Origin of the sequence: Pseudomonas vranovensis DSM 16006 (genome assembly GCF_000425805.1) — a bacterium.
Taxonomy (GTDB): domain Bacteria; phylum Pseudomonadota; class Gammaproteobacteria; order Pseudomonadales; family Pseudomonadaceae; genus Aquipseudomonas; species Aquipseudomonas vranovensis.
This window is the reverse complement of record NZ_AUED01000017.1, coordinates 183,149-208,940: the sequence shown is the minus strand read 5'-3', so window position 1 is coordinate 208,940 and position 25,792 is coordinate 183,149. Positions and strand designations below refer to the sequence as shown.

The window sequence follows — 25,792 nt, the reverse complement described above, 5'->3', positions numbered from 1 at the left end:
AGGGCCGCCAGTACAGCAGCTCAGACTGGCGAAGCTTCTTGAAGGCTAACAACCTGGTTGCCAGCATGAGTCGTCGAGGCAACTGCCACGACAACGCCGTAGCGGAGAGCTTTTTCCAGTTGTTAAAGCGGGAACGGATCAAGCGGAAAATCTACACCACACGCCAGGATGCTCGTGGTGATGTGTTCGATTACATCGAAATGTTTTACAACCCAAAACGACGTCATGGTTTCAACAATCAGTTGTCACCGGTAGAGTTTGAAAAGCGTTACACAGCGAGCCTGGAGAGTGTCTAGAAAACCCGGGGCGATTCAATGCTTTGCCATCTGAATGGCCGCACGCTATGAGTCTCCCCACCCGCCCCATCGCACGGTCGTAGAACGGTTCAAGATCGAGCCAACCACTACCGGCCTCGCTCATTAGCTCAAACTCCCGCACTGCTGAGCGTATACATTTACGCTCCGATTTAGTCAGCCCTGGCGTAGGATTGAACACACTCAATCCGGTCACCGTAACCGGTTGGAAGGTTGCGTCATCAGCTTTGATGCCCTGACCACGAACACGTATATGAAGCTTCGCACGCTTCTGGCGACACCCTTTGGAGGCCAGCATCCCAGTGATGGTTGAAACGATGTCGGATAGCTCATTAGATGACGGCTCATGGCGACAAGAAACAGTGATGTCGTCAGCAAATCGAGAGTACTGAAAGCCGCGCCCCATGAGGTCTTTAACTATCTTGGGCTCGACGTCCCAGAACAACAAATTGGCAATGTAGCCGCTGGTGCTAGCGCCCTGCGGAGTACTACCCTCACGTGTGCATATTGACGAAAGCAAGGTTGCTACAGACGTGCCGAATCCGAACAGCTGACGAAATAAGGCATCAACCTGCCGTATCGATATAGACGGGTAGAAGTTCTGGATGTCCTGAAGAACGAGGTACTTTGATCCTGCATGCACAGCGGCATTACTATGGATGCTTCTCGGAGACTGACGATCCTTGATCCCACCATGGAGGTAAGCAGGGAAAATCGCTTTTGATAACAGTCTGTCTACGACTTTACGTTGCACCCTCTTGAGGGGCTCGTGGGCATCGTAGGTGTCTCGCGTCTCGCGCGGTTGACCTGGCTTGACTTTCTTCTCTTGGGGCACATGGCGGTACATTCGGTCAGCTCTGGCGGCAAGCCTTTCAAGCAGTTGCTCGCTCTCGCCAAGCGCTAGGGCTAATGCCTTTACACTATGAATTGGCCTGAAGGGGTACGTCGGAGCGTCCATATTCCAAACCCTGAAATGAAGAAGGGCCGATACGTAGATCGGCCCTTCAGAATTCGAATGATGTGATTTGTTGCGTCATGAGATCAACCCAAGGAGTTTGTCCATAGCATCACAGGCATACTCCCAGTACTCAAGCTTGTTGTCCCAGAGATCCAGAAGTGCTTGGCGAATCACAAGTTCCTTCACTACGTCACGAAGGCGCTTTATACGATTGCCTTTCCCCCCTTCCTTCTTTGATTCCTTGCCATCGACTGTAACGCGGGTGTCTTGGTTATCGTGCTTTTGCAGCTTAGTCCGAGGACCAGCCGCCTTCTTCAATCGCAACATGGTTGTAGCTCCTTGACCGGCGAAATTGCCGCCGCCAAAGCATTCCGGGCCGAATGGAACTACCAAGACACCACTACAAACCACAGTTCTGCTTTTCGATCTTGATTTATCAAGATCGAAAAGCCGTCGCCGCCACATCTCGTCACCGTGAAGAGCTTCGCCGTAAAGACTCAACGCACAGCATCACGTTAGCGCTGCCCAGCATCACCGGAATGGTCGAAACCGTAGGGGACGTGAGGAGCGTGACGTTTAGCGGTGACGCGATCAATAGCGCACAGTGACGGGTCGTGCGGAGAGGTAGCCTTGACGAACATCAAAGCTGGTCGGTTTCCCAACCACCAACTGCAAGCCCAGAGAATCTAACCATGTTTAAAGAGCACCTGGACGGTACGCCCAGCGATTTCTTTATACCCTCCGATAGAACATGAAGCAATGCCAATGTGCCACTAAATGTAACAAGGCTTGGAGAGAGGGCTTCACCAGCCTAGAATGCAGAGCACAGTGCACCACTAAGGTGTACTACGGCACTGATCCACTTCGAGATTTTTTTCGCGAGAAAAGTCCTTTGGAATTAAGGACTTACAAAATCGAGGCGGCCCCACCAGCCACCTCAACTTATTTACGGATTCCTAGCGCTTCCAATGAGGTGGCGAGTGGGGTTCTTGATCGTTCGGATAGAAACTAGGGAAGTTATTCCTGCCAGCTAAAAGATGTCCCACTCAGTGTGATCCTTTCAGCTGCGCGCAATGGGAAGGGTACAAGTCACGAAGCGAGCACCGATGTTCAGTGCTCGCGTCATCGCGTCTACTTGAGATCTTTCGGGCTTCTTTGAGTGCCGTAACTCGCCCAATCCGATACCTCAGAGAGGATGATCCCATCGTCACTATCGATAAAACGCTTGAAGTGATCACGAAGATTGACGGTGGTCGTGTTGACGCGTTTAAAGCACCACATCGACTCGAGAACACGCACAGCTCCGAAGCTGGCCAGCTCATCGTACAAGGCTTGGTAGTTCCGCTGCTTTCGCAGGTCGTATTCAATGAAGTACAGGGCCATGATTGCGTCTCCCCTTAGCGCTTCTTGTTAGACTGAGAAAGGACGGAGCCAGCGAGGCTTTTGGTTACCTCGCTGTACTTCTCAGACTGGAGTACCTGAGACGCTCTAGCCTCCATGGCCTTACCCGTCTCTTTGGACGAAGACGATTGCGAGAGGACGGATGCTGCGAGGCTTTTCGCAATAGCTGATGCGGCTGGGTCGCGGAGGGTTTCCGAGGCCAGAGTGGCGGCGTTTGCGGAGGATTGCTTGGTGTTCATAAGATTTATCTCTCTAAGGTTGAATGGTTTACCAGCCCTAGAGGGATTGCCGCTCAGCAGCCAGCGGTTGACGGAGTCGTCAAACTTTGGCCCAATGCAGTCCCCCCGGGGCTTTCAGAACTACTGTCGGCTTCGGATGGTGCGAGTGGTTGCGCTTCGGTCTCCTACAACTTAGAACGCAACTACTCGCAGACACTTCTACCTACCTCATTCGAGGTCAGCAGCTGACACGAGCACTATATGTAGTGCCTTCTCCGTGTTCGGGATACAAGATAATGCGGTATTGGGGTCTTTGCAAGGCGAGCGCCTGTGGATAACTTGTGCGTACTTTGTGAGTGAATGGTGGGCATTCGCTCTAAGCCTTGTGCCAAGTGGTTTGCGGTATTTTTCTGCACCTTGCCACTCCCAAGCAGTTTTTTTCAGGCGCGGACCCTTGCACAAAAAGCCTGTGATTGTGGCGCGATGATTCTTCACGCCGTTCCCCTCCTGAAATGCCCCACTGCCTGACGACGATCATAAGGTCGGACGGCTCTTCATCGTCCGTAACCAGAGCTAGGTCAAGTGATCTAGAGAGCGCTCTGCCCCTTCTCAGGACATCCACCTAGCTGATACATTTCCCGATCAAACCCTTGGGAAAGGGCCTTGATTTACGCGGTTTGCAGACGATGTACCTGGCTTTTGCTGTACATCGACTACCCGGCCGACAACCACAAGATGAGCTGGCAGGACATGCTTGCCTGGCTGCGCGAAAAGCGCTGGCAGAGCCTGGGCTTTGGCGGCATCACCTACCTGGCGCTGATGATCCCCTTCGTCAATATCCTGATGATGCCGGCGGCCGTGGCCGGCGCTACGCTGTTCTGGGTGCGCGAACGCACATAACCGCGAGAACCACGACCGCTGCGCGGTCGATCGCAGGCTATCGCCAGCGGCTACAGAGGCCTGACCTGCAACCCGTAGCCGCTCATCCAGGGGGCAGGGGCAAGCCTGCGCTTGCGCTAATCAGCTCGATGGCCTGGCGTGCGATCGGCGACAAGGTCCGCCCGGCATGGCAGACAATCGCACTGGCAATGTTGCAGCCACCCCCGGGAAACCCCGGCTGCAGCAAGGCCCCCACATCACGGAGCGCGCCGCTGCGCAGGTCATCTTCGAGCCAGGCGCGCCAGGTGAACAGCAACGAGTCACTGCCCAGGGTTGTGCTGCGCAGCAACTGCAAGTCATTACAGCCCAGTGCCAACGGCGCGCTCGTCCCTTCGGGCAAATCCAGCAAGTCACGCAACCGCGCGGGCGCCACCTCGTCAAACAACACTGAACTCCACGGATAGTCCAGCAGTTGCTCGCGGGTCACCGGTGCCTGCTGCTGTACCAGTGGGTGATCGCCGCGGCAGAAAATCGAGGTGGGTTTGGCCGGCAACAGTGTGATTGCAAAACGGGGGTCGGACAGACGTCCGGGGTCGCAGGTATAGGCAACAAAGAACTCGATCTGCTCCTGCTCCAACTGGTGGATCAGGTGATGCCAGTGATTGACTTCGACCTTCATCATGAGCTTCGGAATGCGCCTGCGCAGTGTCGTCAGGGTATCGGCCAGGTACAGATTGGCCGCCATCATGCCCGCACCGAACTTCAGCTCCCCACCGTCGGCCTTGGCAATGTGGTTAGCCTCGGCGACCAACCGTCCGGCACTGCCCAGCAACTCCCGGCCCCGGGCCAGCAACTGACGCCCGGCAGCGGTGAGCGTGACGGAACGGGTGTCGCGATCGAACAAACGCACCCCTAGATCAGCCTCCAGCGTCTGGATACTGCGGCTGAATGCGGTCTGCGAAAGGTTGGCGCGCTCCGCCGCCCGGGAGAAGTGCAGCTCTTCACTGAGCAGCACCAGATGGCGGATTCGCTTCACATCGATTGAGTCAGCCACTGCATTAATCCCCACCTACTTTTGCATTGGACGCACCAGGCATAGATACACAGACTTACCCGGCCTCGCAACAAATCCTACAAGTACAAGGAATTACGCCATGCCCTCGCGTCCCCAGCAGAGCCTGCTTGCCCTTGCCTGCGTCGCCGCCTTTTCGGCACACGCCACCGACCTGAACACGCGCATCGACACCCTGGTCAAACAGGACGAACCGCAGATGATCGAGCAGTTCAAGCAACTGCACCGCAATCCCGAACTGGCCTTCCAGGAGAAAGAAACCGCTGCCCAGGTCGCCAAGGCTCTCAAAGCCCAGGGTTTTGAGGTCAAGAGCGCCATCGGCACCACGGGCGTGGTCGGCATTTTGCGCAATGGCCCGGGACCGGTGGTAATGTACCGCGCCGACATGGATGCCCTGCCAATCAAGGAAGCGACCGGCCTGCCCTACCAGAGCAGCAAAGTCACCCCCTGGCTCGACAACCCCGCTCAGCCGGTGATGCACGCCTGCGGTCACGACGCCCACACCACCTGGTTGATGGAAGTGGCCAAGGTCATGGTCCAGCTCAAGGATCAGTGGTCCGGCACGCTGGTGCTGGTAGCGCAACCGGCCGAGGAGCTGCTCGAAGGCGCCTCCGCCATGGTCAACAACGGGCTTTATGACTTTGCGCCCAAACCCGATGTGCTGGTGGCGGCCCATGTGTCACCGGTGTACCCGGCCGACAGCGTCGGCCTTCGCGAAGGGCCGCGCCTGGCCGGTACCGACCAGATCGACGTGGTGCTGCCCGGTGTCGGTGGCCACGGCTCCACGCCTCACGTCACCAAGGACCCGGTGGTGATGGGCGCCATGGCGGTCATGGGCTACCAGACCATCATCAGCCGCATGCTCGACCAGTCAAAGCCTGCCGTGCTCACGGTCGGTGCCTTCCAGGCCGGGGTAAACAACAACATCATCCCGGTCAGCGCCACGCTCAAGCTCAATTTGCGCTGGTACGACGAAAAGGTGCGTGAACGAATGATCGCCGGGATCAAGGCGGTCACCCGTGGTGTGTTGGTCATGAATGACATGCCGCCCGACTACCAGGCTCAGTACACCATGAAGGGTTATGCCACCCCGGTGTTCAACGGCAAGGAGCAGACCGAAGTGGCCCAGGCCGCTCTGGTGCAGCAACTGGGTGCCGACAAGGTGTTGCCGGGCGTGCCGCCGCTGATGGGCTCGGAGGACTTCCACATGCTCGCCAGCCCTTACCCCGACACCAAAGTGCTGTTCCTTGAAGTGGGCTCGGGCAAACCCGACGTCTACAAGAACATGGTCGAGAAAAAGCAACTGCCGGCAGCGATGAACCACACCCCAGGCTTTGTCGTCGAACTGCCGGCCATTGCGACAGGCGCACGCGCGGTCACCGCGACGCTCACGGCGTTCTTCAATCAACCACGCTGAGGCACCCGCGGTGGTCGGCGTTCATCAGCCCGACAGCTGGCTGGAGAACTGCCCCACCGCATTGACCACTTTCTTGGCCCCGTCCTGAATCTCGACAATCACCGTGCCGGTCTGCCCGGCCAGGCTAAGGCCCTGTTCGGCCTGGCGCTTGCTGCTGTCGATGATATCCACTGCCGCCTTGGCCAACTGCTCGTTCTGCTGAACCACCCGGGCAATCTCCTCGGTGGCGGTACTGGTGCGTGATGCCAGTTGCCGCACTTCGTCGGCAACCACGGCAAAGCCGCGGCCCTGCTCACCGGCGCGAGCCGCCTCGATCGCCGCGTTGAGCGCCAGCAGATTGGTCTGCCCGGCAATGTCGCTGATAGTCTTGATGATCGAGCCAATGACCTGGGACTGCTTGTCCAGCGCTTCGATACCGTTGGCGGCCTCTTGCATGCAGGCTTCAAGACCCCGCATCACCTCGACGGTCTGGGTCACTACGTCGGTGGCCTTGCGAGCGCTGGCGTCGGTCTCGACCGAGGTGCTGTAGGCGATATCCGCTGCCTCGGCCACGGCGATTTCCTGGTTGACCTGCTCTGTGATGACGGTAGCGAACTTGACCACTTTGTAGAGCACGTCGTGGGCATCGATGATCGGGTTATACGACGCCTCCAGCCAGACCACCCGCCCGTGGGCGTCCATCCGCTTGAAGCGCTCGGCAATGAACTCCCCCCGGCGCAACTGGTCCCAGAACGCCTGATACGCCTTGGAGTTGTACTCATTCGGCTCGCAGAACATACGGTGGTGCTTGCCTACCACCTGCTCCAGGCGGTAGCCCATGGTCTGCAGGAAGCGGTCGTTGGCGGTCAGCACTTCACCTTGCAGGTTGAACTCGATGACCGCAGTAGAGCGCATAAGCGCCTTGATCAGGCTTTCGTGCTCGCGGGAGGTCTCGATGGTGCGGGTCAGGTCACTGGAGTGCAGCGTGAAATATTTGAGCCGCCCATCGCTGCTTTTCACCGGCTGCAGGATCGAACGCAACCAGGCCTCTTCACCGTTGCCGCGCAACAGGCGGAAGGCGCCGTTCAGGTGTTCGCCACGGGTAATGGCATTGCGCATGCGCTGGTAGAAATCCAGCTGCTTGACGTGCGCCGGTATGATCTCTTCGATGTTTCGACCGAGCAACTGATGGCTGCTGTACAGCATTTCTTTCTCGAAATTGCCGTTGACCGACTCGATCCGTCCCTGAGGGTCGAGTTGCAGGACCAGCATCTCGCTGTCGAGGCTGCTTTTGACCTGCTCGATGGACAGCAGGTCTTCACGCAGCTGCAGGTTTTCTTTTTTCAGTTTGCTGTTGAACATCAACGCTCTCCTGGAGCGAAATCGGTCATCCGGATGAGTCTGCATCGGCTGATTGCGCAACAATCTTGAGTGCCCGCGTGGGAAATATTTTGCAGGCCAAAGCGCCGGAAATCGGGCGTCACGTATCCGTCACAAATGTTTCATGGCGACGCAATCGAGGCCGCGCAAACTGGTATTCATGAGCACACCGCCCCTGCATGTCACCCTGATCAGCGAAACCTTCCCACCGGAGATCAACGGCGTGGCCAATACCCTTGGTCGGCTGAGCGAAGGCTTGCGCCAGCGTGGCCATCAGGTCGAGCTGGTGCGCCCGCGCCAGGGCGGTGATCCCGCCGGGCCTGGCGATGACTTGCAGCTACTGTGCCGCGGCTGGCCGTTGCCCGGCTACCCAGGGCTGCAATGGGGCCAGGTGTCGATGCACAAGCTGATCCGCCGCTGGCGCCGGCACCGTCCCGATGTGCTGTATATCGCCACCGAAGGCCCGCTGGGCTTGAGCGCCTTGCGTGCGGCGCGGCGCCTGGGCATTGCCGTGGTCAGTGGCTTTCACACCAACTTCCACCAGTATTCCAGCGAATACGGCCTGGGCCTGCTGGCCCGGCTGCTGACGCACTACCTGCGCTGGTTCCACCACCGCACCCACACCACCCTGGTGCCCAGCCTGAGCCAGCGCCTGGAGCTGGAACGCCGCGGGTTTGACAACCTGACCCTGATGGCCCGAGGTGTCGACAGCCAGCTGTTCAACCCGGGCAGGCGCCGTGAGGCGTTGCGAACACAGTGGGGACTGGGCAGCGATGACATCGCCCTGATCCATGTCGGACGCCTGGCCCCGGAGAAGAACCTCGGGGTGCTGCAGCAATGCCTGGACGCTGCACGGCGCAACTATCCACAGCAGCACATCAAGTTGATCGTGGTGGGTGACGGCCCGCAGCGCAGCACCCTGGAGCAACAACTGCCCGACGCCGTGTTCTGCGGTGCCCAACGCGGCGACGCGCTGGCCGAACACTACGCCTCGGGGGATATCTTCCTGTTCCCCAGCCTCACCGAAACCTTCGGCAATGTGGTGCTCGAAGCCCTGGCCTCGGGCCTTGGCGTGGTGGCCTACGACCAAGCTGCCGCAGCCCAGCATATCCGCCATGGCCATAGCGGCGCGCTGGCCATGCCGGGTGATACCGACGCTTTTATCGATGCCTGCAACTGGCTGCTGGAAGACCCGGAAACCTTGCGCCGGGTACGCCTCAATGCCCGCCAACACGCCAGTCGTCAGTGCTGGCCAGCGATTGTCGAGCAGTTTGAAAGCCTCTTGAGCGCCGCCTGCCGCCAGGGCCAAGGCGCAATCACGCCCCAGCCTGCAGCAACACTGGCGATCAAACCAGGGTCGTCAGCGCCTCGCGGCTGAACGGCAGAATATCCTGCTCGCGGCCATCGCGGACCTTGGCGGCCCAGTCCGGGTCCACCAGCAGTGCGCGGCCCACGGCCACCAGATCGAACTCGTCGTTGTCCAGCCGGGTCAGCAGGTTTTCCAGGCTGGCCGGTTGCGCCACCTTGTCGGTGGCGACCATGAATTGCAGGAACTCGCCATCCAGGCCCACGCTACCGACAGTAATGGTCGGTTTGCCGGTGAGCTGGCGGGTCCAGCCCGCCAGGTTCAGGTCCGAGCCGGGGAACTCCGGTTCCCAGAAGCGACGGGTGGAGCAGTGGAAGATATCCACGCCGGCCTCACTCAGCGGCTGCAGGAACGCCCCCAGCGCCTCGGCGCTTTCGACCAGGCGTGCGGTGTAGTCCTGCTGCTTCCACTGCGAGAAGCGGAAGATGATCGGGAAATCCGGGCCCACGGCGGCGCGCACGGCCTGGATCAACTCGATGGCAAACCGCGAACGCGCGGCCAGGTCGCCACCGTATTCATCAGTGCGCTGGTTGCTCGCCGCCCAGAAGAACTGGTCGATCAGGTAGCCATGGGCGCCGTGGATCTCGACACCGTCCATGCCAATGGCCTGGGCGTCGCGGGCGGCCTGGGCGAAGGCTTCGATGACCTCGCGGATGTCGTCCTGGCTCATGCCATGGACCAGCACCTGGCCGTCTTTTACCTTCTCGCTTGGGCCATGCCCCGGCACGCTGGCGTCCGGCTCCACGCCCAGGCGGCGCACACTGCCCACGTGCCAGAGCTGCGGAACGATCCGGCCGCCCTCGGCGTGTACTGCCTCCACGACCTTTTTCCAGCCAGCCAGGGCATCTTCACCGTAGAAGCGCGGCACGTTCGGGTAGCCGTTGGCGGCCTTGTGGCCGACGGTGGTGCCCTCGGTGATGATCAGGCCAACGCCTGCAGCAGCACGGCGACGGTAGTACTCGACCACTTGGGCGTGGGGTACGCCGCCCGGGCAGAAGGTACGTGTCATCGGTGCCATGACCACACGGCTTGCCAGCTCGAGGGCGCCCAATTGGACGGGAGTAAACAGTGCGGTGGCGGACATGCGGCGCTCCAATGGGGTGGGAATGCGCCTGAGGATAGGGGGAGAAGTTGGGCTGGCCCAGCACTATTGATGGGAGTGATTTGACGGCAATCGCGGGGCAAGGCGAAACGTCGCACCGCCGCTCCTACAGGTGCTGTGGGAGCGGCCTTGCCCCGCGACAGGGCCAATCAGGCCAGGGCTTTTTCGATGGCCTGCACGACAGTTGCATCATCGGGCGCGGTACGTGGCGAGAAACGCGCCAATACACGGCCATCCTTGCCCACCAGGAATTTTTCGAAATTCCAGGTGATGTCGCCGGGGAACTCCGCCCCTTCGCCTGCCAACAAGCGGTACAGCGAATGCCGCTGCGCCCCGTTGACTTCGAGCTTGCTGCCCAGGGGGAAACTCACCCCGTAGTTCAGGCTGCAAAACTCGGCGATCTCGCTCTCGCTGCCCGGTTCCTGGCCGGCAAACTGGTTGCACGGCAGGCCCAGGACGCTGAAGCCTTGTCCTTTGTATTGCTGATAAAGGTTTTCCAGTGCTGCGTACTGCGGGGTCAGGCCACACTTGGAGGCGACATTGACCACCAGCACCACCTGGCCCTTGAATGGCGCAAGAGGCAACTCCTGGCCATTGAGCGCCTGCAACTTCAGGTCGTGAAATGCACTCATGAGGTACTCCCCTTTCCAGGTCCCGGTTGCCGCTGCGGGCTGCAATCAGTAACACCAGCCCATTAAAAAAGCGCCCTGCCAAGCCGTCTTCCCCTGCTGGAGTGCGACGGACTTGCCCGGGCGCCTTCGCGACTCTCTGAGCTTAGCGCAGAAAATCAGTGGTGATGGCCACCTTCGCCATGGACGTGGCCATGGGCTACTTCTTCTTCGCTGGCGTCACGGATGTTGACGACCTTGACCTTGAAGTTCAGGCGCTGGCCAGCCAGTGGGTGGTTGCCATCGACGGTCACGTCGTCGCCGTCCAGGTCACGGATGGTCACGATCTGCATCTGGCCATCGGGAGCGGAAGCGTGGAACTGCATGCCCACTTCAAGTTGGTCGACGCCTTCGAACATGCTGCGGTTCAGGGTGCTGACCAGCTCGGCCAGGTATTCGCCGTAGGCGTCTTCCGGCTCGATGGCAACTTCCAGCTCGTCACCGGCGGTTTTGCCTTCCAGGGCTTTTTCCAGGCCTGGAATGATGTTGCCTGCGCCATGCAGGTAGACCAGCGGAGCGCCGCCGGCGGAGCTGTCGATGACCTCACCAGCGTCGTTGGTCAGGGTATAGTCGATGGAGACAGCCTTGTTGGCGGCGATCAGCATGGGGCGAGACCTTTTGCATAAGAATGTAGAGCGCACAAGTGTAACCAACGCATCGCCTGAAAGCGAACGCAACCCGGACAAACGGGCCCGCTCCCCCCGGCAACGCAGCCAGGGTCGTAGCCGCTGCCGCCAGGCTGCAATCGACTGCAACGCAGTCGCCAGTGAACGTCTACGACCGCTTCGCGGTCGATTGCAGCCTGGCGGCAGCGGCTACAGAAGCGATACCCTTGGCAATTGAATCTTTTGCACAGCTCACTTCGAGAAGCTCGCATGCAGACATTTTTCATCGCGCCGACTGACTTTGGTGTCGGCCTGACCTCCATCAGCCTGGGCCTGGTTCGCACCCTGGAACGCGCCGGGCTGAAAGTCGGCTTTTTCAAGCCCATCGCCCAACCGCACCCCGGCGACACCGGCCCTGAACGCTCCACGGAACTGGTGGCCCGCACCCACGGCCTCAAGCCGCCGCAGCCGCTGAGCCTGGCCCATGTCGAGCGCATGCTCGGCGATGGCCAGCTCGATGAGCTGCTCGAAGAAATCATCACCCTGTACCAGCAAGCCTGCATGGGCAAGGACGTGGTCGTGGTCGAAGGCATGGTCCCGACCCGTCACGCCAGTTACGCCGCACGCGTCAACCTGCACCTGGCCAAGAGCCTGGATGCCGAGGTGATCCTGGTCTCGGCGCCGGAAAACGAAGTGCTCACCGAGTTGTCTGGCCGGGTGGAGCTGCAGGCACAATTGTTTGGCGGGCCGAAAGACCCGAAAGTGCTCGGCGTGATCCTCAACAAGGTCCGCACCGACGAGAGCATGGACGCCTTCGCCGAACGCCTGAAGGAGCACTCGCCCCTGCTGCGCGGCGGGGAGTTCCGCCTGCTCGGCTGCATTCCCTACCAGGCCGACCTCAACGCCCCGCGCACCCGCGATGTGGCCGAGCTGCTGGGCGCCCAGGTGCTCAACGCCGGTGACTACGAGCAGCGGCGGATGAACAAGATCATCATCTGCGCGCGCACCGTGGCCAACACCGTGCCACTGCTCAAGCCCGGTACCCTGGTGGTAACCCCGGGCGACCGCGACGACATCATCCTTGCGGTAAGCCTGGCCGCCATCAATGGCGTGCCGCTGGCCGGCCTGCTGCTGACCAGCGACAGCAAGCCCGACCCACGCATCCTCGAACTGTGCCAGGGCGCGCTGCTGGCCGGCCTGCCGATTCTGTCGGTGAGCACCGGCTCCTACGACACCGCCAACCAGTTGAATCAGTTGAACAAGGAAATCCCGGTCGATGACCGCGAACGTGCGGAAATCATCACCGACTTCGTTGCCAGCTACCTGGATGCCGACTGGCTGCACCAGCGCTGCGGTACCCCGCGCGAATTGCGCCTGTCCCCCGCTGTGTTCCGCTACCAACTGATCCAGCGTGCCCAGCAGGCCAATAAACGCATCGTCCTGCCCGAAGGCGCCGAACCCATGACCGTGCAGGCCGCCGCCATCTGCCAGGCCCGAGGCATCGCCCGCTGCGTGCTGCTGGCCAAGCCCGACGATGTCCAGGCGGTGGCCCGGGCCCAGGGCATCAGCCTGCCCGAAGGCCTGGAAATCCTCGACCCCGACCTGATCCGGGGTCGCTACGTAGAACCGATGGTCAGCCTGCGCAAGAGCAAGAGCCTCAACGCCCCCATGGCCGAACAGCAACTGGAAGACCCAGTGGTGATCGGCACCATGATGCTGGCCCTGGATGAGGTAGACGGCCTGGTATCCGGGCTCGTCCACTCCACCGCCAATACCATCCGCCCGGCCTTGCAACTGATCAAGACCGCACCGGGCTGCAGCCTGGTGTCGTCGGTGTTCTTCATGCTGTTCCCCGAGCAGGTGCTGGTGTACGGCGACTGCGTCATGAACCCGCACCCCAGCGCCAGCGAGCTGGCGGAAATCGCCCTGCAGAGCGCCGACTCCGCCGAGGCTTTCGGCATCGCTCCACGGGTAGCAATGATCAGCTATTCCAGTGGCGATTCGGCCAGTGGCGAAGAAGTGGAAAAGGTCCGCGAAGCCACCCAACTGGCCCAGGAAACCCAACGCAGCCTGCAGATCGACGGCCCGTTGCAGTACGACACCGCGGCCAATCTCGAAATCGCCCGGCAACTGGCACCCAATAGCCAGGTAGCCGGTCGCGCGACGGTCTTCGTGTTCCCCGACCTCAACACCGGCAACACCACCCACAAGGCCGTGCAACGCAGTGCCGACTGCGTCAGCCTGGGGCCGATGCTGCAAGGCCTGCGCAAACCGGTCAACGACCTCCCGCGCGGCGCCCAGGTCGACGATATCGTCTACACCATTGCCCTGACCGCGATTCAGGCCAACCGCTCACTGGATAGCTGAACATGCTCGGACTTCTACCCGCGCCACTGCGCGGGGTGATCGCCTCGCTGCTGCTGGGGCTCAACACCATTGTCTGCTGTACCCCGTTGTTCATCGTCAGCCTGTTCAAACTGTGCCTGCCGTTCACGGCGGCGCAGCGGGTGACCGACGAACTGATGCGGCATATCCACGAGGCCTGGATCAGCAACAACAACGCCTGGATCAACCTGTTGGGCAAGGCTCGCTGGCAGGTCGAAGGCCTGGCCGGGCTGGACTACCAGCACAGCTACCTGATCACCAGCAATCACCAGAGCTGGGTCGACATCCTGGTGCTGCAGTACGTGCTCAACCGCCGCATCCGCCCGCTGAAGTTCTTCCTCAAGCAAGTGCTGATCTGGGTGCCGGTGATTGGCCTGGCCTGGTGGGCCCTCGGTTTTCCGTTCATGAAACGCTACTCCAAGGCCTACCTGGCCAAGCACCCTGAGAAGGCCGGCAAAGACCTGGAAACCACCCGACGCACCTGCGCCAAGTTTCGCGGTAAACCCACAGCCATCTTCAACTTTGCCGAAGGCACCCGCTTCACCCCGGCCAAGCACCGCCAGCAGCAGTCGCCCTATAGGCACTTGCTCAAACCCAAGGCCGGCGGCATCGCCTTTGTGCTCGATGCCATGGGCGAACAGTTGCAGTCGATCGTCAACGTCACCATCCACTACCCGTCTGGCGCGCCAGGGTTCTGGGACCTGTTGTGCGGTCGGGTGAAGCACATCGTGGTGCAGTTCGAGGAAGTGATGATTCCGCCCGAGTTCCTTGGCAAGAACTACGACCAGGATGAAGCCTATCGCCTGGCCTTCCAGCAGTGGATCAACCAGTTGTGGGAAGACAAGGACGCCCTGCTCGACCGCCTGAAACGCAACTGAAGCCTATCGCCCTATGCCCAGGCGGGAAGTTTTCTTGCCCCTGGGCTTGAGGCAGATCAACAGAAAATCGCCCCGCCGCCCCCGAACTCGCTCCGAGCATCTATGCTCTCCCCCACGCTATTTCGCACCTTCAGTTTCTCAATAGCCAACACACGGAATGTAAGCCTATGAAACCGCTGCGCACCTTCACCCACGCTATCGCTCTTGCTTCACTCCTGTCTGCAGCCAGTTTCACGGTGCAGGCAGAAGACATTTTGATCAACGGGATTGCCAGTGAAAATATCGTGGATACCAAGGTACTGGCTGTCGATGTCGACAAGCGTCTCGTCACCGTCGCCGGCCCGGATGATTCCCAGGTACCGATCCAGTTGAGCGAGAACGCCAAGGACTTGCATAACCTCAAGGTTGGGGACCAGGTGAACATCAAGGTCAATCGCTCCGTGGCGACGGTCCTGGACACCACGGTGGGCGGTGAGCCTGGCGTGAGCAAGGAGGCCGGAGTGATTCGTGCCACCAAAGAAAACCCCAACCCCGGTGGCGAAGCGTTCCGTCAGGTGAAAGTCACCTCGAAAATTACCAAGATCGACCTCAAGACCCACGAAGTGACCCTGTTGCCGCCTGACGGCCCGCAGAAGGTGGTGAAGGTTGAAGATCCGCAGCTGCAAGAGCGGATGAAAAACCTGAAGGTCGGGCAGACGGTGGACATGGTCTTCACCGACTTGCTGAAGATCACTACCAAGCACTAGAAACCACCACGCATGAGTCGGAGCGGGCTTGCCCCGCGAAAGGCCCTTACATCCAGCACAACTGGAGATGCCTGGAATACGGCCGCTACGCAGCCGATCGCAACCTCGTTCCTCGGCAGCGGCTACAGAGTGCCGGTGTAGCCGCTGGCGACAGCCTGCGATCGACCGCACAGCGGTCGTGGCTCAAGACAGTTGCTCCCACTCCACACCATTCCACTCATAAAAAAAGGGGAGCCTGGCTCCCCTTTTTCACGTCACAAGTACTTACTGGTACTGCTGGCCAGGAATTGGCTTGAGGTTGACCTCTACGCGACGATTCTGCGCACGACCATTGGCGTCGGCGTTGCTGGCAATCGGTTGGTCCGGGCCCAGACCACGAGCCGTCACGCGGCTACCATCCACACCCTGGGAGGTCAGGTAAGTCACGACCGACTGGGCACGACGCTGGGACAGGTCCATGTTGTGCTGGCGGCTGCCGGTGCTGTCGGTGTAGCCGACCACTTCAATGGTGTTCTGGTTGAACTGCTTGAAGGAGTTGGCCAGGTTGTTCAGCGGCGAGTAGAAGCTTGGCGCGATGTTCGCCGAGTCGGTGGCGAAGGTGATGTTGCCCGGCATGATCAGCTTGATCTGGTCACCCTGACGCTGAACTTCAACGCCAGTGTTGGCCATGCTCGCGCGCAGGGCAGCTTCCTGCTTGTCGGCGTAATAGCCGTAACCGGCTGCAGCGGCGCCCACGGCTGCAGCGCCGATCAGCGCACCCTTGCCACGGTTGTCATGGTCGATGGCAGCACCAGCGATGGCACCGGCCAATGCACCCAGGCCGCCATACTTGGCGGTTTTGCTCATCCCGGTGGAGCCTTGCTGCGCCTGCCCCTGGCTGTCGTACGGGTTGGGGCTGGCACAACCGGTCATCAGGACGGCAGCGGTAGCGACGATAATCAAACGACGCATGGTGAACATGGACAAGCTCCTACTGTAATTCGAAAGTGCAGCGGACCGATTGACGTATCGGTGCCAGCCTTGGAGTGGCAAACATCAGAAAAATTCCCTGAAAAATCAGGCCCGGACAAAAGGATTCTGGCGCATCTCGTCGCCCAGGCGGGTATCCGGCCCGTGGCCGGTCACCACCGTGGCATCTTCATCGAGGCTGTACAGGCGCTGTTTGATCGAGCGAACGATAGTCGCCTGGTCGCCGCCCCACAAATCGGTGCGGCCGATTCCGCGCTTGAACAGCGTGTCGCCGGCAATCAGCAATTTGGCATCGGCAAACCAGAAGCTCATCGACCCTGGCGTGTGCCCCGGCGTGTGCAAGGCCACGCCGCAACCACAGGCCAGCTCCTCGTCATCGGCCAGCCAGCGATCCGGCGAAGGCACCGGGGTGTAGGGCACGCCGAACATCTGGCACTGCATTTCCAGATTGTCCCAGAGGAACTGGTCTTCCTTGTGCAGGTGCAGGGTGGCGCCGGTCTTCTCCTTCAACAGGCCCGAGGCCAGGAAGTGGTCCAGATGCGCATGAGTGTGAATGATGCTCACCAGCTTCAGGCCATGGGCCTCCAGGCGGGCAAGGATCTGTTCATGGTTGCCGCCCGGGTCGACAACGATGGCCTTTTTGCTGATCGGGTCGCCAATGATGGTGCAGTTGCACTGCAAAGGGCCGACGGGGAAGGTTTCGCGGATGAGCTGAGGCTGTGCAACGTGCATGGGAAATCCAGTGAAGTGAGGGTCATGCCTGAAACGATCCCCCTTCATAACCGCAATTTCGCATTCTGACCAGCCCAGTCTGACGAAACCCAGGCACAACGAGCCTTACAACGCGTCTCATTGATCTCGCACAAAGCAAGTCTGCAATTGCCGCCTAGACTTGCTGGGGTCAAACCTGCCTGCGCGCGCCTGCGCAAGGAGCAGCTGCACCACAACAACAAGAGGAAGTACCTGGATGTCTATTCCCAAACTCAAGGCGCTTGTCTGCGCACTCGCGATTTCCGCTACTGGCTGGGCACAAGCAGCCGATCCGATCACCATCAAGTTTTCCCATGTCGTCGCCGATTCCACGCCCAAAGGCCAGGGCGCGATCATGTTCAAGAAACTGGTGGAAGAACGCCTGCCCGGCAAGGTCAAGGTAGACGTCTACCCGAACTCGTCGCTGTTCGGCGACGGCAAGGAAATGGAAGCGCTGCTGCTGGGCGACGTACAGATCATCGCGCCGTCGCTGGCCAAGTTCGAGCAGTACACCAAGAAGGTGCAACTGTTCGACCTGCCCTTTCTGTTCAACGACATCGACGCCGTCAACCGCTTCCAGCTCAGCCCCGACGGGCAAGCCCTGCTCAAGTCGATGGAAGACAAGAACATCACCGGCCTGGCCTATTGGCACAACGGCATGAAGCAGCTGTCGGCCAACAAGCCGCTGCGCGTACCCGCCGATGCACGCGGATTGAAGTTCCGCGTACAGGCCTCGGCGGTACTGGAAGAGCAGTTCAAGGCGGTCCGGGCCAACCCGCGCAAGATGAGTTTCGCCGAGGTGTACCAGGGCCTGCAGACCGGCGTGGTCAACGGTGCCGAGAACCCCTACTCGAACATCTACAGCCAGAAGATGCACGAGGTGCAGAAGTACATCACCGAGTCCAACCACGGCGTGCTCGACTACATGCTGATCACCAACACCAAGTTCTGGAATGGCCTGCCGGCCGACGTGAAGCCTGAGCTCGAGAAGATCATTACCGAGGTCACCCAGCACGTGAACCAGGAAGCCGAGGCGCTGAACCAGGGCGACAAGGAACGCATCCTGGCAGCCAAGACCACCGAGATCATCACCCTGACGCCCGAGGAACGGGAACAATGGCGCACGGCGATGAAACCAGTGTGGAAGAAGTTCGAAGGTGATATCGGCCCCGACCTGATCAAGGCGGCCGAGGCGGCCAACCAGGCGCAGTAAGCCCGCAGGCGGGCGCTGCCCACGAGGCGGCGCCCGCTACCGTCACGCATCGGAGAATACGCATGAATGCCTTGCGGCGTATCTGGGAACATTTCGAGGAGGGCTTCATTGTCTTCCTCCTGGCCGCCATGACCCTGGTGACCTTCGTCTACGTTATCCTCAACAACCTCTACACCGTCTTCTACAGCCTGGCCGAACGCTGGACCGCTACCGCCGATCTGTTCAATGGCATCGGCGACCATGTGATGGACGCCGCCCAGTCCATGACCTGGAGCAACGCCCTGACCAAGGCGCTGTTTGGCTGGCTGATCTTTTTCGGGCTGTCCTATGGTGTGCGCGTGGCCGGTCATATCGGCGTCGATGCGCTGGTCAACCTCACCAGTAAATCCACCCAACGCCTGCTCGGCCTGATCGCCTGCCTGTGCTGCCTGGGTTACGCGGGCCTCCTGAGCATCGCCAGTTTCGAGTGGATTCACACCTTGTTCGTCGCCAGCATCGGCGCCGAAGACCTGGGGCACTTCGGCATCATGCAATGGCACATCGGCCTGATCGTGCCGGTGGGCTTTGCCCTGGTGTTCATCCGCTTTGCCGAGATCTTCGTACGCATTCTGACTCACCGCCAGACCGGCCTCGGGCTGGCTGACGAAGCGGCAGACGCGCTCAAACTGGCCGACCAGGAGGACGACAAGAAATGACCATCCTCTTTCTGTTCGTCACCCTGTTCGTATTGATGTTCATCGGGGTACCCATTGCCATTTCCCTGGGACTGTCCGGCTCGCTGACCATCATGCTGTTCAGTCAGGACTCGGTGCGCTCGCTGGCCATCAAGCTGTTCGAGACCTCCGAGCACTACACCCTGCTGGCGATCCCATTCTTCCTGTTGGCCGGCGCGTTCATGACCACCGGAGGCGTGGCCAAGCGCCTGATCGACTTCGCCAACACTTGCGTGGGGCATATCCGCGGCGGGCTTGCCATTGCCGCGGTACTGGCGTGCGTACTGTTCGCGGCGCTCTCCGGCTCAAGCCCGGCGACGGTGGCGGCTGTGGGTTCGATTGCCATTGCCGGCATGGTCCGCTCGGGTTATCCACAGGCCTTCGGCGCTGGCATCATCTGCAACGCCGGGACCCTGGGCATCCTGATCCCGCCGTCGATCGTGATGGTGGTGTACGCCGCCGCCACCGAGACTTCGGTGGGAAAGCTGTTCATGGCCGGCGTGGTACCGGGCCTGATGCTGGGCCTGATCCTGATGATCGCCATCTACATCGTGGCGGTGAAGAAGAACCTGCCCGCCCTGCCTCGCGCCACTTTCAGGGAATGGCTCAGCGCCGCCCGCAAGGCGGTCTGGGGCCTGCTGCTGATGGTGATCATCCTCGGCGGTATCTACAGCGGCATGTTCACCCCCACCGAGGCAGCAGCGGTGGCTGCGGTGTATTCAGCCTTCATTGCACTGTTCGTGTACAAGGACATGACCTTCCGGGAAGCACCCAAGGTGCTGCTGGAGTCGGCCAAGCTGAGCATCATGCTGATGTTCATCATCGCCAACGCCATGCTCTTTGCCCACGTACTGACCACTGAACAGCTGCCCCAGCAGATTACCGCCTGGGTGATCGACGCCGGCCTGACCCCGGTGACCTTCCTGCTGGTGGTGAACATCGTGCTGCTGGTGGCCGGCGCCTTCATGGAGCCATCGGCGATCATCCTGATCCTGGCACCGATCCTGTTCCCGATCGCCATGAAACTGGGTATCGACCCAATTCACCTGGGGATCATCATGGTGGTCAACCTTGAAATCGGCCTGATCACACCGCCGGTGGGGCTGAACCTGTTCGTCACCTCGGCGGTAACGGGAATGCCACTGACCGCCACCGTGCGGGCAGCCATGCCGTGGCTGTCGTTGCTGGTACTGTTCCTGATCCTGGTGACCTACGTACCGTGGATCTCGCTGGTATTGCCGAACATGTTGGGCATGTAGCGTCCTGCAGGGGCGGCGCCGTCTTCGGTGCTGCCCCTGCAGCATTTCACGGCAGATACAGGTTGAACACCCCGCCTCCCAACGCCCCGCCATTGGCAATTTCGATCCGCCCCTTCACGCCGTCGCGTTCGTGCAGCGCTGCAATGCGCGCAGCAAAGTACAGCCCCAACCCGGTGCTGCCACTTTGCGCATCGATGCCCTGGGCATAGTCTTGCTGCCGTTCGAGCATGTGCTGGGAAAAGCCCGGGCCATCATCGTTGATGCTCAGCACCAGTTGTTCGCCTTCATCACTGACGGTGATCAACAGGGCGTGGCCGGCATAGCGAATGGCATTGTTGAGGATGTTGGCAATCACCGAGCCGACCAGCTCACGGTCGAAAAAGCCCAAGGGGCTGGCGGTGTCGATGCGCCAGGTGGCGAGTATGTCGCGGTGCTGCAGCAGGTTCTGCTGGGCCGCTAGCTGGGCCTCGATAAAGTCGTCCAGCTCGTGGTAGTCCGGGCACAGGGGCAGCTGATTCACACCCAGCTTGTACAGCCCCAGCAGTTGCACCAGCATGCCATTGAGGTGGGTGAACTCGTGCTCCATCACCCCTTGCTCACTGCCCTCGCGCTGCCCTTCGGGCAAGCGCGACAGCCATTGGCTATGGGCCTGGGTGAGCGCTGCCAGGGAGTTCTTCATGTCGTGTACGGTGGAGGCGATCACCGTGGAAAAGTCCAGCCCCTGGTCGTTCTGGTTCATGCGCCAAACGCTCGGATATGCAGTTTGCGGTAACGGTCATAGCGGCTGTCACTCGGCGGAATGCCAGCCACACAGGTCAGGCAGGCACGGCACTCTTCCATCACGGCCGGCCCGGGCGTTTCGCCGCCCATGCGCATCAGCGCCTGTGCGGTGTTCAGGGCGATACTGATGTTTTTAGGCTGTAGCGTCAGGGCGCGACGGAACATGCCCAGCGCCTCGTCGAGTTGACCGGCCTGGTAGCTGCGCACGCCTTTGCGGTTGACGTCGACGGCTTCGGTGATCGCGTTGAGCACCGTGGGGTCGTCGGTCAGTTGCGATACGCTCTGCATCACCTTGGGGTCATCGCCGTAGGTTTCCACGCAGCTCTTCAGGATCGCGATACTCGCCCCATGCTGGTCGAGTTTCTGCAGTTGCGCCGCAACCACCAGGGCCGCGTCCACCGAGAAAAACTGCTCCATCTTGTCGAGCCGCACCAAGGCCTGCTCGGTCAGCTTGCCAGCGGTTTCGGCATCACCGGCCTGCAGCAGGCTCGCGGCTTTCATCAAGCGTGCCCGTACCTGCAGGCCCTGGTCCTCGACGTTTTCCTTGGCAACGTCACTGAGCACGGTGTTGATCTCGACCCGGGTGCGAGCATCCAGGCCATTGCCGGCGTTCTTGCTCATCAAGGCCTGGACCAGGCCCAGGTTGCTTTCCGGATCCTTGTAGCGGGAGGTCTTGCCCTGGCTCACGGCGTGCCGATAGGCCTTGGCAGACGCCTCGAAATCCTGGTTGGCCATGGCCAGCTTGCCCAGCATCATCTGCCGGCGTACCGCCAGCGGCGAAAGGCGCACCGCCTCCTCCAGCACTCCCTGGGCACGTTTGTTTTCACCCTGCGCCATCAGTACATCGGCGAGGCCGTCGTAGAGCCCAGGCATCATCGGGAAGGCCTTTAGCGCTTGCTCGTACACCCCCTGGGCCTGGGCGATCTGGTTGCGCTTGAACAGCATGCTGCCCAACGCTGCATAGGCCCAGGGCGTGGCGCGGCTGGCAATGATGGCCTTGAGAAACTTGCCCAGCTCTTCAAAGCGGTTCAAGTCCCGCAGTGCGTCGGCGCGATAGCGCAGGCACAGCGGCGCAAAACGCGGGTCACGTTTGCACAGCGCCGCGCAGGCCGCCAGCACTTCAGCCGGACGTCCACGGTCCAGGGCCTGCAGGATCGGTTTGAGCAGAGTCTTGCGCTGCACCAGTTTTTCCAGGCGCTGGGCCAGGCCGATCCGGTTGAAGGGCTTCGTCAGATAGGCGTCCGGCTCATGCTCAAGGGCACTGAGCACAATGGCCTGGCTGCTTTCGGCGGTGACCATGAGGAACACACACTCATGGCTGATCAATTTGTCGAGGATCAGGTCTTCGAGCACCTGCTGGCCGTTTTTCTTGCCGTCGCCCAGGTGGAAGTCCTGAAGAATGAAGTCGTAGCGCTTCTGCCCGCACATGCGCAGGGCCTGTTCGCCACTGTCGGCGGTGTCGACATCGCGCACGCCCAACTCGCGCAGCATCGAGCGGGCCGAACTGCGGAAGTCGGAATAGTCATCGACGATCAGAAAGCTCTTGTTGCTGTAGACCTGCATCCATGAGACCTGACATGGCAAATAAAAAAAGGATGCACAGACCTGTGCAATCCTGGGCTGGCTTCGCGGGACGAACGTTTTCGTCGTACTCGCACAGTATCGGCCGCACAGGGCAATAGCTTGAGCCAGAGCGCTGTCAAAGGCGGATGACAGCCGGGGCAGTGGTACGGCGATTGATGGCGTTGCGCCATCTTCGTTCAACCCCAGTGGATCGTAAAGCGCCGCTGCCCCAGGCAAGGCAGCGGCGCAGGGTGACACTCAACGGGTGAAGATCTGCGCCGTGGTAATGGCCATGTCGCCGCCCGGCAGCTTGATCTTGCCGATGGGCTCCAGGCTGTCGGCGTCGAAAATCGCTACTTCGTTGTAGGTGCCGGCGAGGTAGATCTTGGTGCCGGCCTTGTTGAAGGCAATGCAGTAGTAGCTGTGATCGAGCGTGGCTGATTTGAGCAGCTTTTTCTCCTTGATGTCGTACTTGGCCAGGCGATTGAGCACGCCATACACCAGGTTCGGGTCAGTGGGCGAACGCATGCCGCTGAAGTAGATTTGGGTCAGTGGACCGAAGTCGACGGTTTGCGTCTTGCCGGTGGCAAGGTCGATATTGAAGAAACCATAAAGGTTCTCGGCCGTGGCCGGATCGCGTTTTTCATCCTTGAATTTCGCCGTGGTGTAGAGCAGCGAAAAGTCGTTCCGGTAAGTCTGCTGGTTCCAGATGTAGAGCACATCCGGCGCGCTGTACAACGGCCGTTGCCAGTTGCGGCTGGGGATGATCACCTCGAACTTGCCGGTTTGCACATCCACCTTGTAGATGTCCGCGCCTGCCACGTACAGCGTGCCATCGTTGCCGCTCTGCATGATGGTCAGCTGGCGCGGTGCGGGGAAGCTGCGCACAGGCTTTGCATCGAGCCCGGCATTGCTGGCGTACACGTCCAGGCGCGGCGGCTGCACCTCGTAGCGGTCGTTAAGCATGCGCGTGGGATTGGCGACGGTGTAGATCTCCTTGCCGTCGTGACTGACGGTGAAGGAGAACATCGAACGTGCTTTCTCGCCCGGAAGCTGTGTAATGCTGGCGTGGAACACCTGCTTGCAGCTGTCCAGCTCGACGCCATAGATATCGGCGTAATGGTTGTTCAGCACATAAGCGATACGCCGGTCCGGCGACAGCTGCACGGTGCCCGGGCCAAAGGCGTCGGGCAGTGGGCAGGTCTTGTACAGGCTGTCACTGGCCAGCTCCAGAACGTGCAGGTTGTTCGGGTAGTTGACGGCGACCAGGTACTCCTGCCCAGGGTTCAGGGCCTTGCCGGCATCGGCAAGGACGACACCGGAACTGGCGGCACACAGGGCCAGCGCGGCCACGCCGCGGGTTGCAATCTGAAGCATGCGAATATCCCTCTTGTTGGGCTCGGGGCTCATTTGTCGTCCGGGAATACCGTGCCCAGGTTGCGCCAGTTGTCGTTGGACGCCTGGGCGTCCTTGTTCCAGTCCGGGTAGGTGCTCATCATGTCCGGCACCTGGGCCGGCCACCAGCAAGGGTCGGAGCAGCCATACAGGTCGGCCTCCATCGGCTGGCACAACGACGAGACGCCACCAAAGGCGTCGATTTCCCAGCCCGGGTCGGTGGTCGAGGCGCAACCTGCCACCGAGTTCATCGCCAACACTTCTTCGATGCGGTTCTCGTCGGCAGCCTGTTCGAGCTTGAGTGCTTTATTGTTGATCGGCTTGAGATGCTTCATGTCAGTGAACCTTGCGCGGTGTGATGTAGCGGCTGATGAACGCCGGGTTGACGGCCATGATCCGGCTGTAGACCTCGATACCGAAGTCCACCCAGTCACGCATCAGTTCGCAATAGTGGTAGGTCGGGTGGGCCGGGTCGCCATAGCGGGCATAACTCTCGTGGTAGCAGCCGCCGGAACACAGGTTGCGGATACGGCAGCTGTCGCAGCCGGTGTTGGTACGGTCCAGGCGCTGGGACAGAAAGTCGTTGAGCTCCACCTGCTTGACGCCACTGTGGACGTTGCCGAATGTCGGCAACTGCGAGCCGGTAAAGCGATGGCAAAGGTTCAACTCACCCTTGTGGTCGACCGCCAGCATCTTCAGCCCGGCACCACACGGCAGGGCTTTCTTGTGGCCTTCGTGAATGTCGGTGATCAGCTGGTGCAGGTTGGAAAAGCCGATGTTGCGATGCTCCAGCGCTGCTTCCAGGTAGCGCCGGCCGAGCGCTTTCATGTTGGCGAAGACCTCGATCAGCTCCTCGGCGCTGAGGTTGTAGGTGCTGATATCGCCGCTGGTGACCGGGGCAAAACCGACCTCGGCAAAACCCATTTCATTGAACAGATGGTCCCAGATGGTCTCGACGTCGGTCACCCCACGGGTCAGGGTCACCCGCGCCCCTACCGGACGGCTGTCGTAGCGTGACAGCAGCATGTCGGCCTTGCGCCGCACCACGTCATAGGTGCCCTGCCCGCCAACGGTAATGCGGTTGCGGTCGTGTACGGTCTTGGGCCCGTCGATGCTCACCGACAAGCCGAAGCGGTGGGCATTGAGGTAGTCGACGATCTCTTCGGTAAGCAGGGTGGCGTTGGTGGTCATGACGAACTCCACCCGCTTGCCAAGCTCACCGAAGCGCTGCTCGCAGTAATCGACCATGTACTCGATCAGCTTGCGGTTGCTCAGCGGCTCGCCACCGAAGAACACCACGGTGTAGACCGACTCGTCCGGCGACTCCTTGAGCAGCATCTCCACCGACGCCACGGCAGTCTCGACCTCCATGCGCTTGCCGGCAGAAGGCTTGTCCAGGTCTTCCTTGTAGCAGTAGGTGCAACTGAGGTTGCAGCCGGTGTTGACGTTGAGCACCACGGTATTGAGCGCGGTCCGCTCGACCCGCTTGAGCGCCACCTCGGGGCTCAGGGGCGAGCCGTCGCTGACCAGCTCCAAAGCGATCAGCTCACGCAGGGTTTCATTGACTTGCGTGCCATCGAAGCGCGCGCCCAGGCGCTGCACCAGGTCTTCACTGGAACAGCCCTCGCGGCGCAAGGCATCGATGATCTCCCCGGTCAGGGCATCGCTGGCGAACAGCGAGCTGCTGGGAATGTGGAACAACATACGGGCTGCATCGACCTGCACTTCATGCAGGTTTCGCTCAACCAGATTCAGAATAACGCCCATCGCAACCTCCTCGAA

At 60.6% G+C, this 25,792-nt stretch carries 25 protein-coding genes and 3 pseudogenes; 11 read left to right on the top strand and 17 right to left on the bottom strand.

Annotated features, from left to right (window positions below):
- A partial coding sequence (locus H621_RS0114860; RefSeq protein WP_028944168.1) for an IS3 family transposase occupies positions 1-296 on the top strand: 296 nt, incomplete at its 5' end.
- On the opposite strand, the gene H621_RS28085 is transcribed toward H621_RS0114860, so the two are convergent.
- The 4 genes from H621_RS28085 to H621_RS28965 all read right to left on the bottom strand — a co-directional run bounded on the left by H621_RS28085 (position 232) and on the right by H621_RS28965 (position 2,912).
- Entirely contained in the window at positions 232-1,161 is a 930-nt protein-coding gene (locus H621_RS28085) for a reverse transcriptase family protein (protein WP_245219072.1), read from the bottom strand. The two genes, H621_RS0114860 and H621_RS28085, sit on opposite strands and share 65 nt — an antisense overlap.
- Positions 1,162-1,347: 186 nt before the next feature.
- Positions 1,348-1,599 carry a hypothetical protein gene (locus tag H621_RS0114850; RefSeq protein WP_028944167.1) on the bottom strand — a complete coding sequence of 84 codons (252 nt, stop codon included), beginning with the start codon at positions 1,597-1,599 and terminating at the stop codon, positions 1,348-1,350.
- An 804-nt stretch (positions 1,600-2,403) separates the two neighbouring features.
- Complete coding sequence (locus H621_RS0114845; protein ID WP_028944166.1) at positions 2,404-2,655, bottom strand: hypothetical protein; 252 nt, start codon at positions 2,653-2,655, stop codon at positions 2,404-2,406.
- Positions 2,656-2,669: 14 nt separating this feature from the next.
- Complete coding sequence (locus H621_RS28965) at positions 2,670-2,912, bottom strand: hypothetical protein (RefSeq protein ID WP_028944165.1); 243 nt, start codon at positions 2,910-2,912, stop codon at positions 2,670-2,672.
- Between the two features lie 684 nt (positions 2,913-3,596).
- Between H621_RS28965 and H621_RS0114835 the strand changes: the two are divergent.
- Positions 3,597-3,791, top strand: a pseudogene (locus H621_RS0114835) (EI24 domain-containing protein); the annotation flags it as partial.
- 82 nt (positions 3,792-3,873) lie between these two features.
- Here H621_RS0114835 and H621_RS0114830 read toward each other — a convergent pair.
- Positions 3,874-4,824: a LysR family transcriptional regulator gene (locus H621_RS0114830; RefSeq protein ID WP_028944163.1), complete on the bottom strand. Its 951-nt coding sequence runs from the start codon at positions 4,822-4,824 to the stop codon at positions 3,874-3,876.
- A gap of 100 nt (positions 4,825-4,924) precedes the next feature.
- Here H621_RS0114830 and H621_RS27125 point away from each other — a divergent pair, with 100 nt between their 5' ends.
- Positions 4,925-6,259: an amidohydrolase gene (locus tag H621_RS27125; protein WP_036989870.1), complete on the top strand. Its 1,335-nt coding sequence runs from the start codon at positions 4,925-4,927 to the stop codon at positions 6,257-6,259.
- Between the two features lie 24 nt (positions 6,260-6,283).
- On the opposite strand, the gene H621_RS29265 is transcribed toward H621_RS27125, so the two are convergent.
- Together H621_RS29265 and H621_RS29260 are read right to left on the bottom strand one after the other, a co-directional pair.
- Positions 6,284-6,694, bottom strand: coding sequence for a methyl-accepting chemotaxis protein (locus H621_RS29265; protein ID WP_425337423.1), 411 nt, complete (start codon positions 6,692-6,694; stop codon positions 6,284-6,286).
- Between the two features lie 135 nt (positions 6,695-6,829).
- Positions 6,830-7,510: pseudogene (locus H621_RS29260) on the bottom strand (PAS domain-containing protein); the annotation flags it as partial.
- 268 nt (positions 7,511-7,778) lie between these two features.
- Here H621_RS29260 and H621_RS0114815 point away from each other — a divergent pair.
- Positions 7,779-8,996: a glycosyltransferase family 4 protein gene (locus tag H621_RS0114815; RefSeq protein WP_028944161.1), complete on the top strand. Its 1,218-nt coding sequence runs from the start codon at positions 7,779-7,781 to the stop codon at positions 8,994-8,996.
- Here H621_RS0114815 and H621_RS0114810 read toward each other — a convergent pair.
- The 3 genes from H621_RS0114810 to H621_RS0114800 form a co-directional block, all read right to left on the bottom strand.
- The gene (locus tag H621_RS0114810) at positions 8,965-10,068 is read right to left on the bottom strand and encodes an NADH:flavin oxidoreductase (protein ID WP_028944160.1); all 1,104 of its coding nucleotides are present in this window, start codon (positions 10,066-10,068) and stop codon (positions 8,965-8,967) included. The genes H621_RS0114815 and H621_RS0114810 overlap by 32 nt on opposite strands.
- Before the next feature lie 167 nt (positions 10,069-10,235).
- Positions 10,236-10,718, bottom strand: a complete 483-nt coding sequence (locus H621_RS0114805; RefSeq protein ID WP_028944159.1) for a glutathione peroxidase — start codon at positions 10,716-10,718, stop codon at positions 10,236-10,238.
- Positions 10,719-10,873: 155 nt separating this feature from the next.
- Entirely contained in the window at positions 10,874-11,359 is a 486-nt protein-coding gene (locus H621_RS0114800) for an FKBP-type peptidyl-prolyl cis-trans isomerase (RefSeq protein ID WP_028944158.1), read from the bottom strand.
- Between H621_RS0114800 and H621_RS28960 the strand changes: the two are divergent.
- The 4 genes and pseudogenes from H621_RS28960 to H621_RS0114785 all read left to right on the top strand — a co-directional run.
- A pseudogene (locus H621_RS28960) lies at positions 11,328-11,444 on the top strand (DUF3565 domain-containing protein); the annotation flags it as partial. The gene H621_RS0114800 and the pseudogene H621_RS28960 sit on opposite strands and share 32 nt — an antisense overlap.
- Before the next feature lie 185 nt (positions 11,445-11,629).
- The gene (pta, locus tag H621_RS0114795; RefSeq protein ID WP_028944157.1) at positions 11,630-13,726 is read left to right on the top strand and encodes a phosphate acetyltransferase; all 2,097 of its coding nucleotides are present in this window, start codon (positions 11,630-11,632) and stop codon (positions 13,724-13,726) included.
- A gap of 2 nt (positions 13,727-13,728) precedes the next feature.
- Entirely contained in the window at positions 13,729-14,622 is an 894-nt protein-coding gene (locus tag H621_RS0114790; RefSeq protein WP_028944156.1) for an acyltransferase, read from the top strand.
- 167 nt (positions 14,623-14,789) lie between these two features.
- Complete coding sequence (locus H621_RS0114785) at positions 14,790-15,368, top strand: hypothetical protein (RefSeq protein ID WP_028944155.1); 579 nt, start codon at positions 14,790-14,792, stop codon at positions 15,366-15,368.
- 264 nt (positions 15,369-15,632) lie between these two features.
- Here H621_RS0114785 and H621_RS0114780 read toward each other — a convergent pair whose 3' ends face one another.
- Together H621_RS0114780 and H621_RS0114775 are read right to left on the bottom strand one after the other, a co-directional pair.
- The gene (locus H621_RS0114780; RefSeq protein ID WP_028944154.1) at positions 15,633-16,328 is read right to left on the bottom strand and encodes a YiaD family glycine zipper/OmpA-like lipoprotein; all 696 of its coding nucleotides are present in this window, start codon (positions 16,326-16,328) and stop codon (positions 15,633-15,635) included.
- A 96-nt stretch (positions 16,329-16,424) separates the two neighbouring features.
- Complete coding sequence (locus H621_RS0114775; RefSeq protein ID WP_028944153.1) at positions 16,425-17,069, bottom strand: MBL fold metallo-hydrolase; 645 nt, start codon at positions 17,067-17,069, stop codon at positions 16,425-16,427.
- Positions 17,070-17,304: 235 nt separating this feature from the next.
- Between H621_RS0114775 and dctP the strand changes: the two genes are divergently transcribed.
- The 3 genes from dctP (at position 17,305) to dctM (ending at position 20,272) form a co-directional block, all read left to right on the top strand.
- The gene (dctP, locus tag H621_RS0114770; protein WP_028944152.1) at positions 17,305-18,300 is read left to right on the top strand and encodes a C4-dicarboxylate TRAP substrate-binding protein DctP; all 996 of its coding nucleotides are present in this window, start codon (positions 17,305-17,307) and stop codon (positions 18,298-18,300) included.
- A 62-nt stretch (positions 18,301-18,362) separates the two neighbouring features.
- Positions 18,363-18,995: a TRAP transporter small permease gene (locus H621_RS0114765; RefSeq protein ID WP_028944151.1), complete on the top strand. Its 633-nt coding sequence runs from the start codon at positions 18,363-18,365 to the stop codon at positions 18,993-18,995.
- A complete protein-coding gene (gene dctM, locus H621_RS0114760) occupies positions 18,992-20,272 on the top strand; it encodes a C4-dicarboxylate TRAP transporter large permease protein DctM (protein WP_028944150.1) in 1,281 nt (426 codons plus the stop codon). Before H621_RS0114765 ends, dctM begins: the two co-directional genes overlap by 4 nt.
- A 46-nt stretch (positions 20,273-20,318) precedes the next feature.
- On the opposite strand, the gene H621_RS0114755 is transcribed toward dctM, so the two are convergent.
- The 5 genes from H621_RS0114755 to peaB all read right to left on the bottom strand — a co-directional run bounded on the left by H621_RS0114755 (position 20,319) and on the right by peaB (position 25,777).
- Complete coding sequence (locus H621_RS0114755; protein ID WP_028944149.1) at positions 20,319-21,011, bottom strand: sensor histidine kinase; 693 nt, start codon at positions 21,009-21,011, stop codon at positions 20,319-20,321.
- The gene (locus H621_RS0114750; protein ID WP_028944148.1) at positions 21,008-22,615 is read right to left on the bottom strand and encodes a tetratricopeptide repeat-containing response regulator; all 1,608 of its coding nucleotides are present in this window, start codon (positions 22,613-22,615) and stop codon (positions 21,008-21,010) included. The genes H621_RS0114755 and H621_RS0114750 overlap by 4 nt, the downstream gene beginning before the upstream one ends.
- Positions 22,616-22,873: 258 nt before the next feature.
- Entirely contained in the window at positions 22,874-23,992 is a 1,119-nt protein-coding gene (gene peaD, locus H621_RS0114745; protein WP_028944147.1) for a quinohemoprotein amine dehydrogenase subunit beta, read from the bottom strand.
- 29 nt (positions 23,993-24,021) lie between these two features.
- Entirely contained in the window at positions 24,022-24,345 is a 324-nt protein-coding gene (gene qhpC / locus H621_RS0114740) for a quinohemoprotein amine dehydrogenase subunit gamma (protein ID WP_028944146.1), read from the bottom strand.
- Between the two features lies 1 nt (position 24,346).
- Positions 24,347-25,777 carry a quinohemoprotein amine dehydrogenase maturation protein gene (gene peaB / locus H621_RS0114735; RefSeq protein ID WP_028944145.1) on the bottom strand — a complete coding sequence of 477 codons (1,431 nt, stop codon included), beginning with the start codon at positions 25,775-25,777 and terminating at the stop codon, positions 24,347-24,349.
- Between the last annotated feature and the right edge of the window lie 15 nt (positions 25,778-25,792).

Excerpts from the sequence above, each read along its gene's own strand:
- H621_RS0114800 (WP_028944158.1), bottom strand. The coding sequence starts at position 11,359 with ATGCTGATCGCCGCCAACAAGGCTGTCTCCATCGACTATACCCTGACC.
- H621_RS0114775 (WP_028944153.1), bottom strand. The coding sequence starts at position 17,069 with ATGCACGTTGCACAGCCTCAGCTCATCCGCGAAACCTTCCCCGTCGGC.
- qhpC (WP_028944146.1), bottom strand. The coding sequence starts at position 24,345 with ATGAAGCATCTCAAGCCGATCAACAATAAAGCACTCAAGCTCGAACAG.
- H621_RS0114815 (WP_028944161.1), top strand. The coding sequence starts at position 7,779 with ATGAGCACACCGCCCCTGCATGTCACCCTGATCAGCGAAACCTTCCCA.
- dctM (WP_028944150.1), top strand. The coding sequence starts at position 18,992 with ATGACCATCCTCTTTCTGTTCGTCACCCTGTTCGTATTGATGTTCATC.
- H621_RS28965 (WP_028944165.1), bottom strand. The coding sequence starts at position 2,912 with ATGAACACCAAGCAATCCTCCGCAAACGCCGCCACTCTGGCCTCGGAA.
- H621_RS0114750 (WP_028944148.1), bottom strand. The coding sequence starts at position 22,615 with ATGCAGGTCTACAGCAACAAGAGCTTTCTGATCGTCGATGACTATTCC.
- H621_RS0114810 (WP_028944160.1), bottom strand. The coding sequence starts at position 10,068 with ATGTCCGCCACCGCACTGTTTACTCCCGTCCAATTGGGCGCCCTCGAG.
- H621_RS28085 (WP_245219072.1), bottom strand. The coding sequence starts at position 1,161 with ATGTACCGCCATGTGCCCCAAGAGAAGAAAGTCAAGCCAGGTCAACCG.
- H621_RS0114845 (WP_028944166.1), bottom strand. The coding sequence starts at position 2,655 with ATGGCCCTGTACTTCATTGAATACGACCTGCGAAAGCAGCGGAACTAC.
- H621_RS0114755 (WP_028944149.1), bottom strand. The coding sequence starts at position 21,011 with ATGAACCAGAACGACCAGGGGCTGGACTTTTCCACGGTGATCGCCTCC.
- H621_RS0114765 (WP_028944151.1), top strand. The coding sequence starts at position 18,363 with ATGAATGCCTTGCGGCGTATCTGGGAACATTTCGAGGAGGGCTTCATT.
- H621_RS0114790 (WP_028944156.1), top strand. The coding sequence starts at position 13,729 with ATGCTCGGACTTCTACCCGCGCCACTGCGCGGGGTGATCGCCTCGCTG.
- pta (WP_028944157.1), top strand. The coding sequence starts at position 11,630 with ATGCAGACATTTTTCATCGCGCCGACTGACTTTGGTGTCGGCCTGACC.
- H621_RS0114805 (WP_028944159.1), bottom strand. The coding sequence starts at position 10,718 with ATGAGTGCATTTCACGACCTGAAGTTGCAGGCGCTCAATGGCCAGGAG.
- H621_RS0114785 (WP_028944155.1), top strand. The coding sequence starts at position 14,790 with ATGAAACCGCTGCGCACCTTCACCCACGCTATCGCTCTTGCTTCACTC.
- H621_RS29265 (WP_425337423.1), bottom strand. The coding sequence starts at position 6,694 with ATGCAAGAGGCCGCCAACGGTATCGAAGCGCTGGACAAGCAGTCCCAG.
- H621_RS0114780 (WP_028944154.1), bottom strand. The coding sequence starts at position 16,328 with ATGTTCACCATGCGTCGTTTGATTATCGTCGCTACCGCTGCCGTCCTG.
- peaB (WP_028944145.1), bottom strand. The coding sequence starts at position 25,777 with ATGGGCGTTATTCTGAATCTGGTTGAGCGAAACCTGCATGAAGTGCAG.
- H621_RS27125 (WP_036989870.1), top strand. The coding sequence starts at position 4,925 with ATGCCCTCGCGTCCCCAGCAGAGCCTGCTTGCCCTTGCCTGCGTCGCC.
- dctP (WP_028944152.1), top strand. The coding sequence starts at position 17,305 with ATGTCTATTCCCAAACTCAAGGCGCTTGTCTGCGCACTCGCGATTTCC.
- peaD (WP_028944147.1), bottom strand. The coding sequence starts at position 23,992 with ATGCTTCAGATTGCAACCCGCGGCGTGGCCGCGCTGGCCCTGTGTGCC.
- H621_RS0114850 (WP_028944167.1), bottom strand. The coding sequence starts at position 1,599 with ATGTTGCGATTGAAGAAGGCGGCTGGTCCTCGGACTAAGCTGCAAAAG.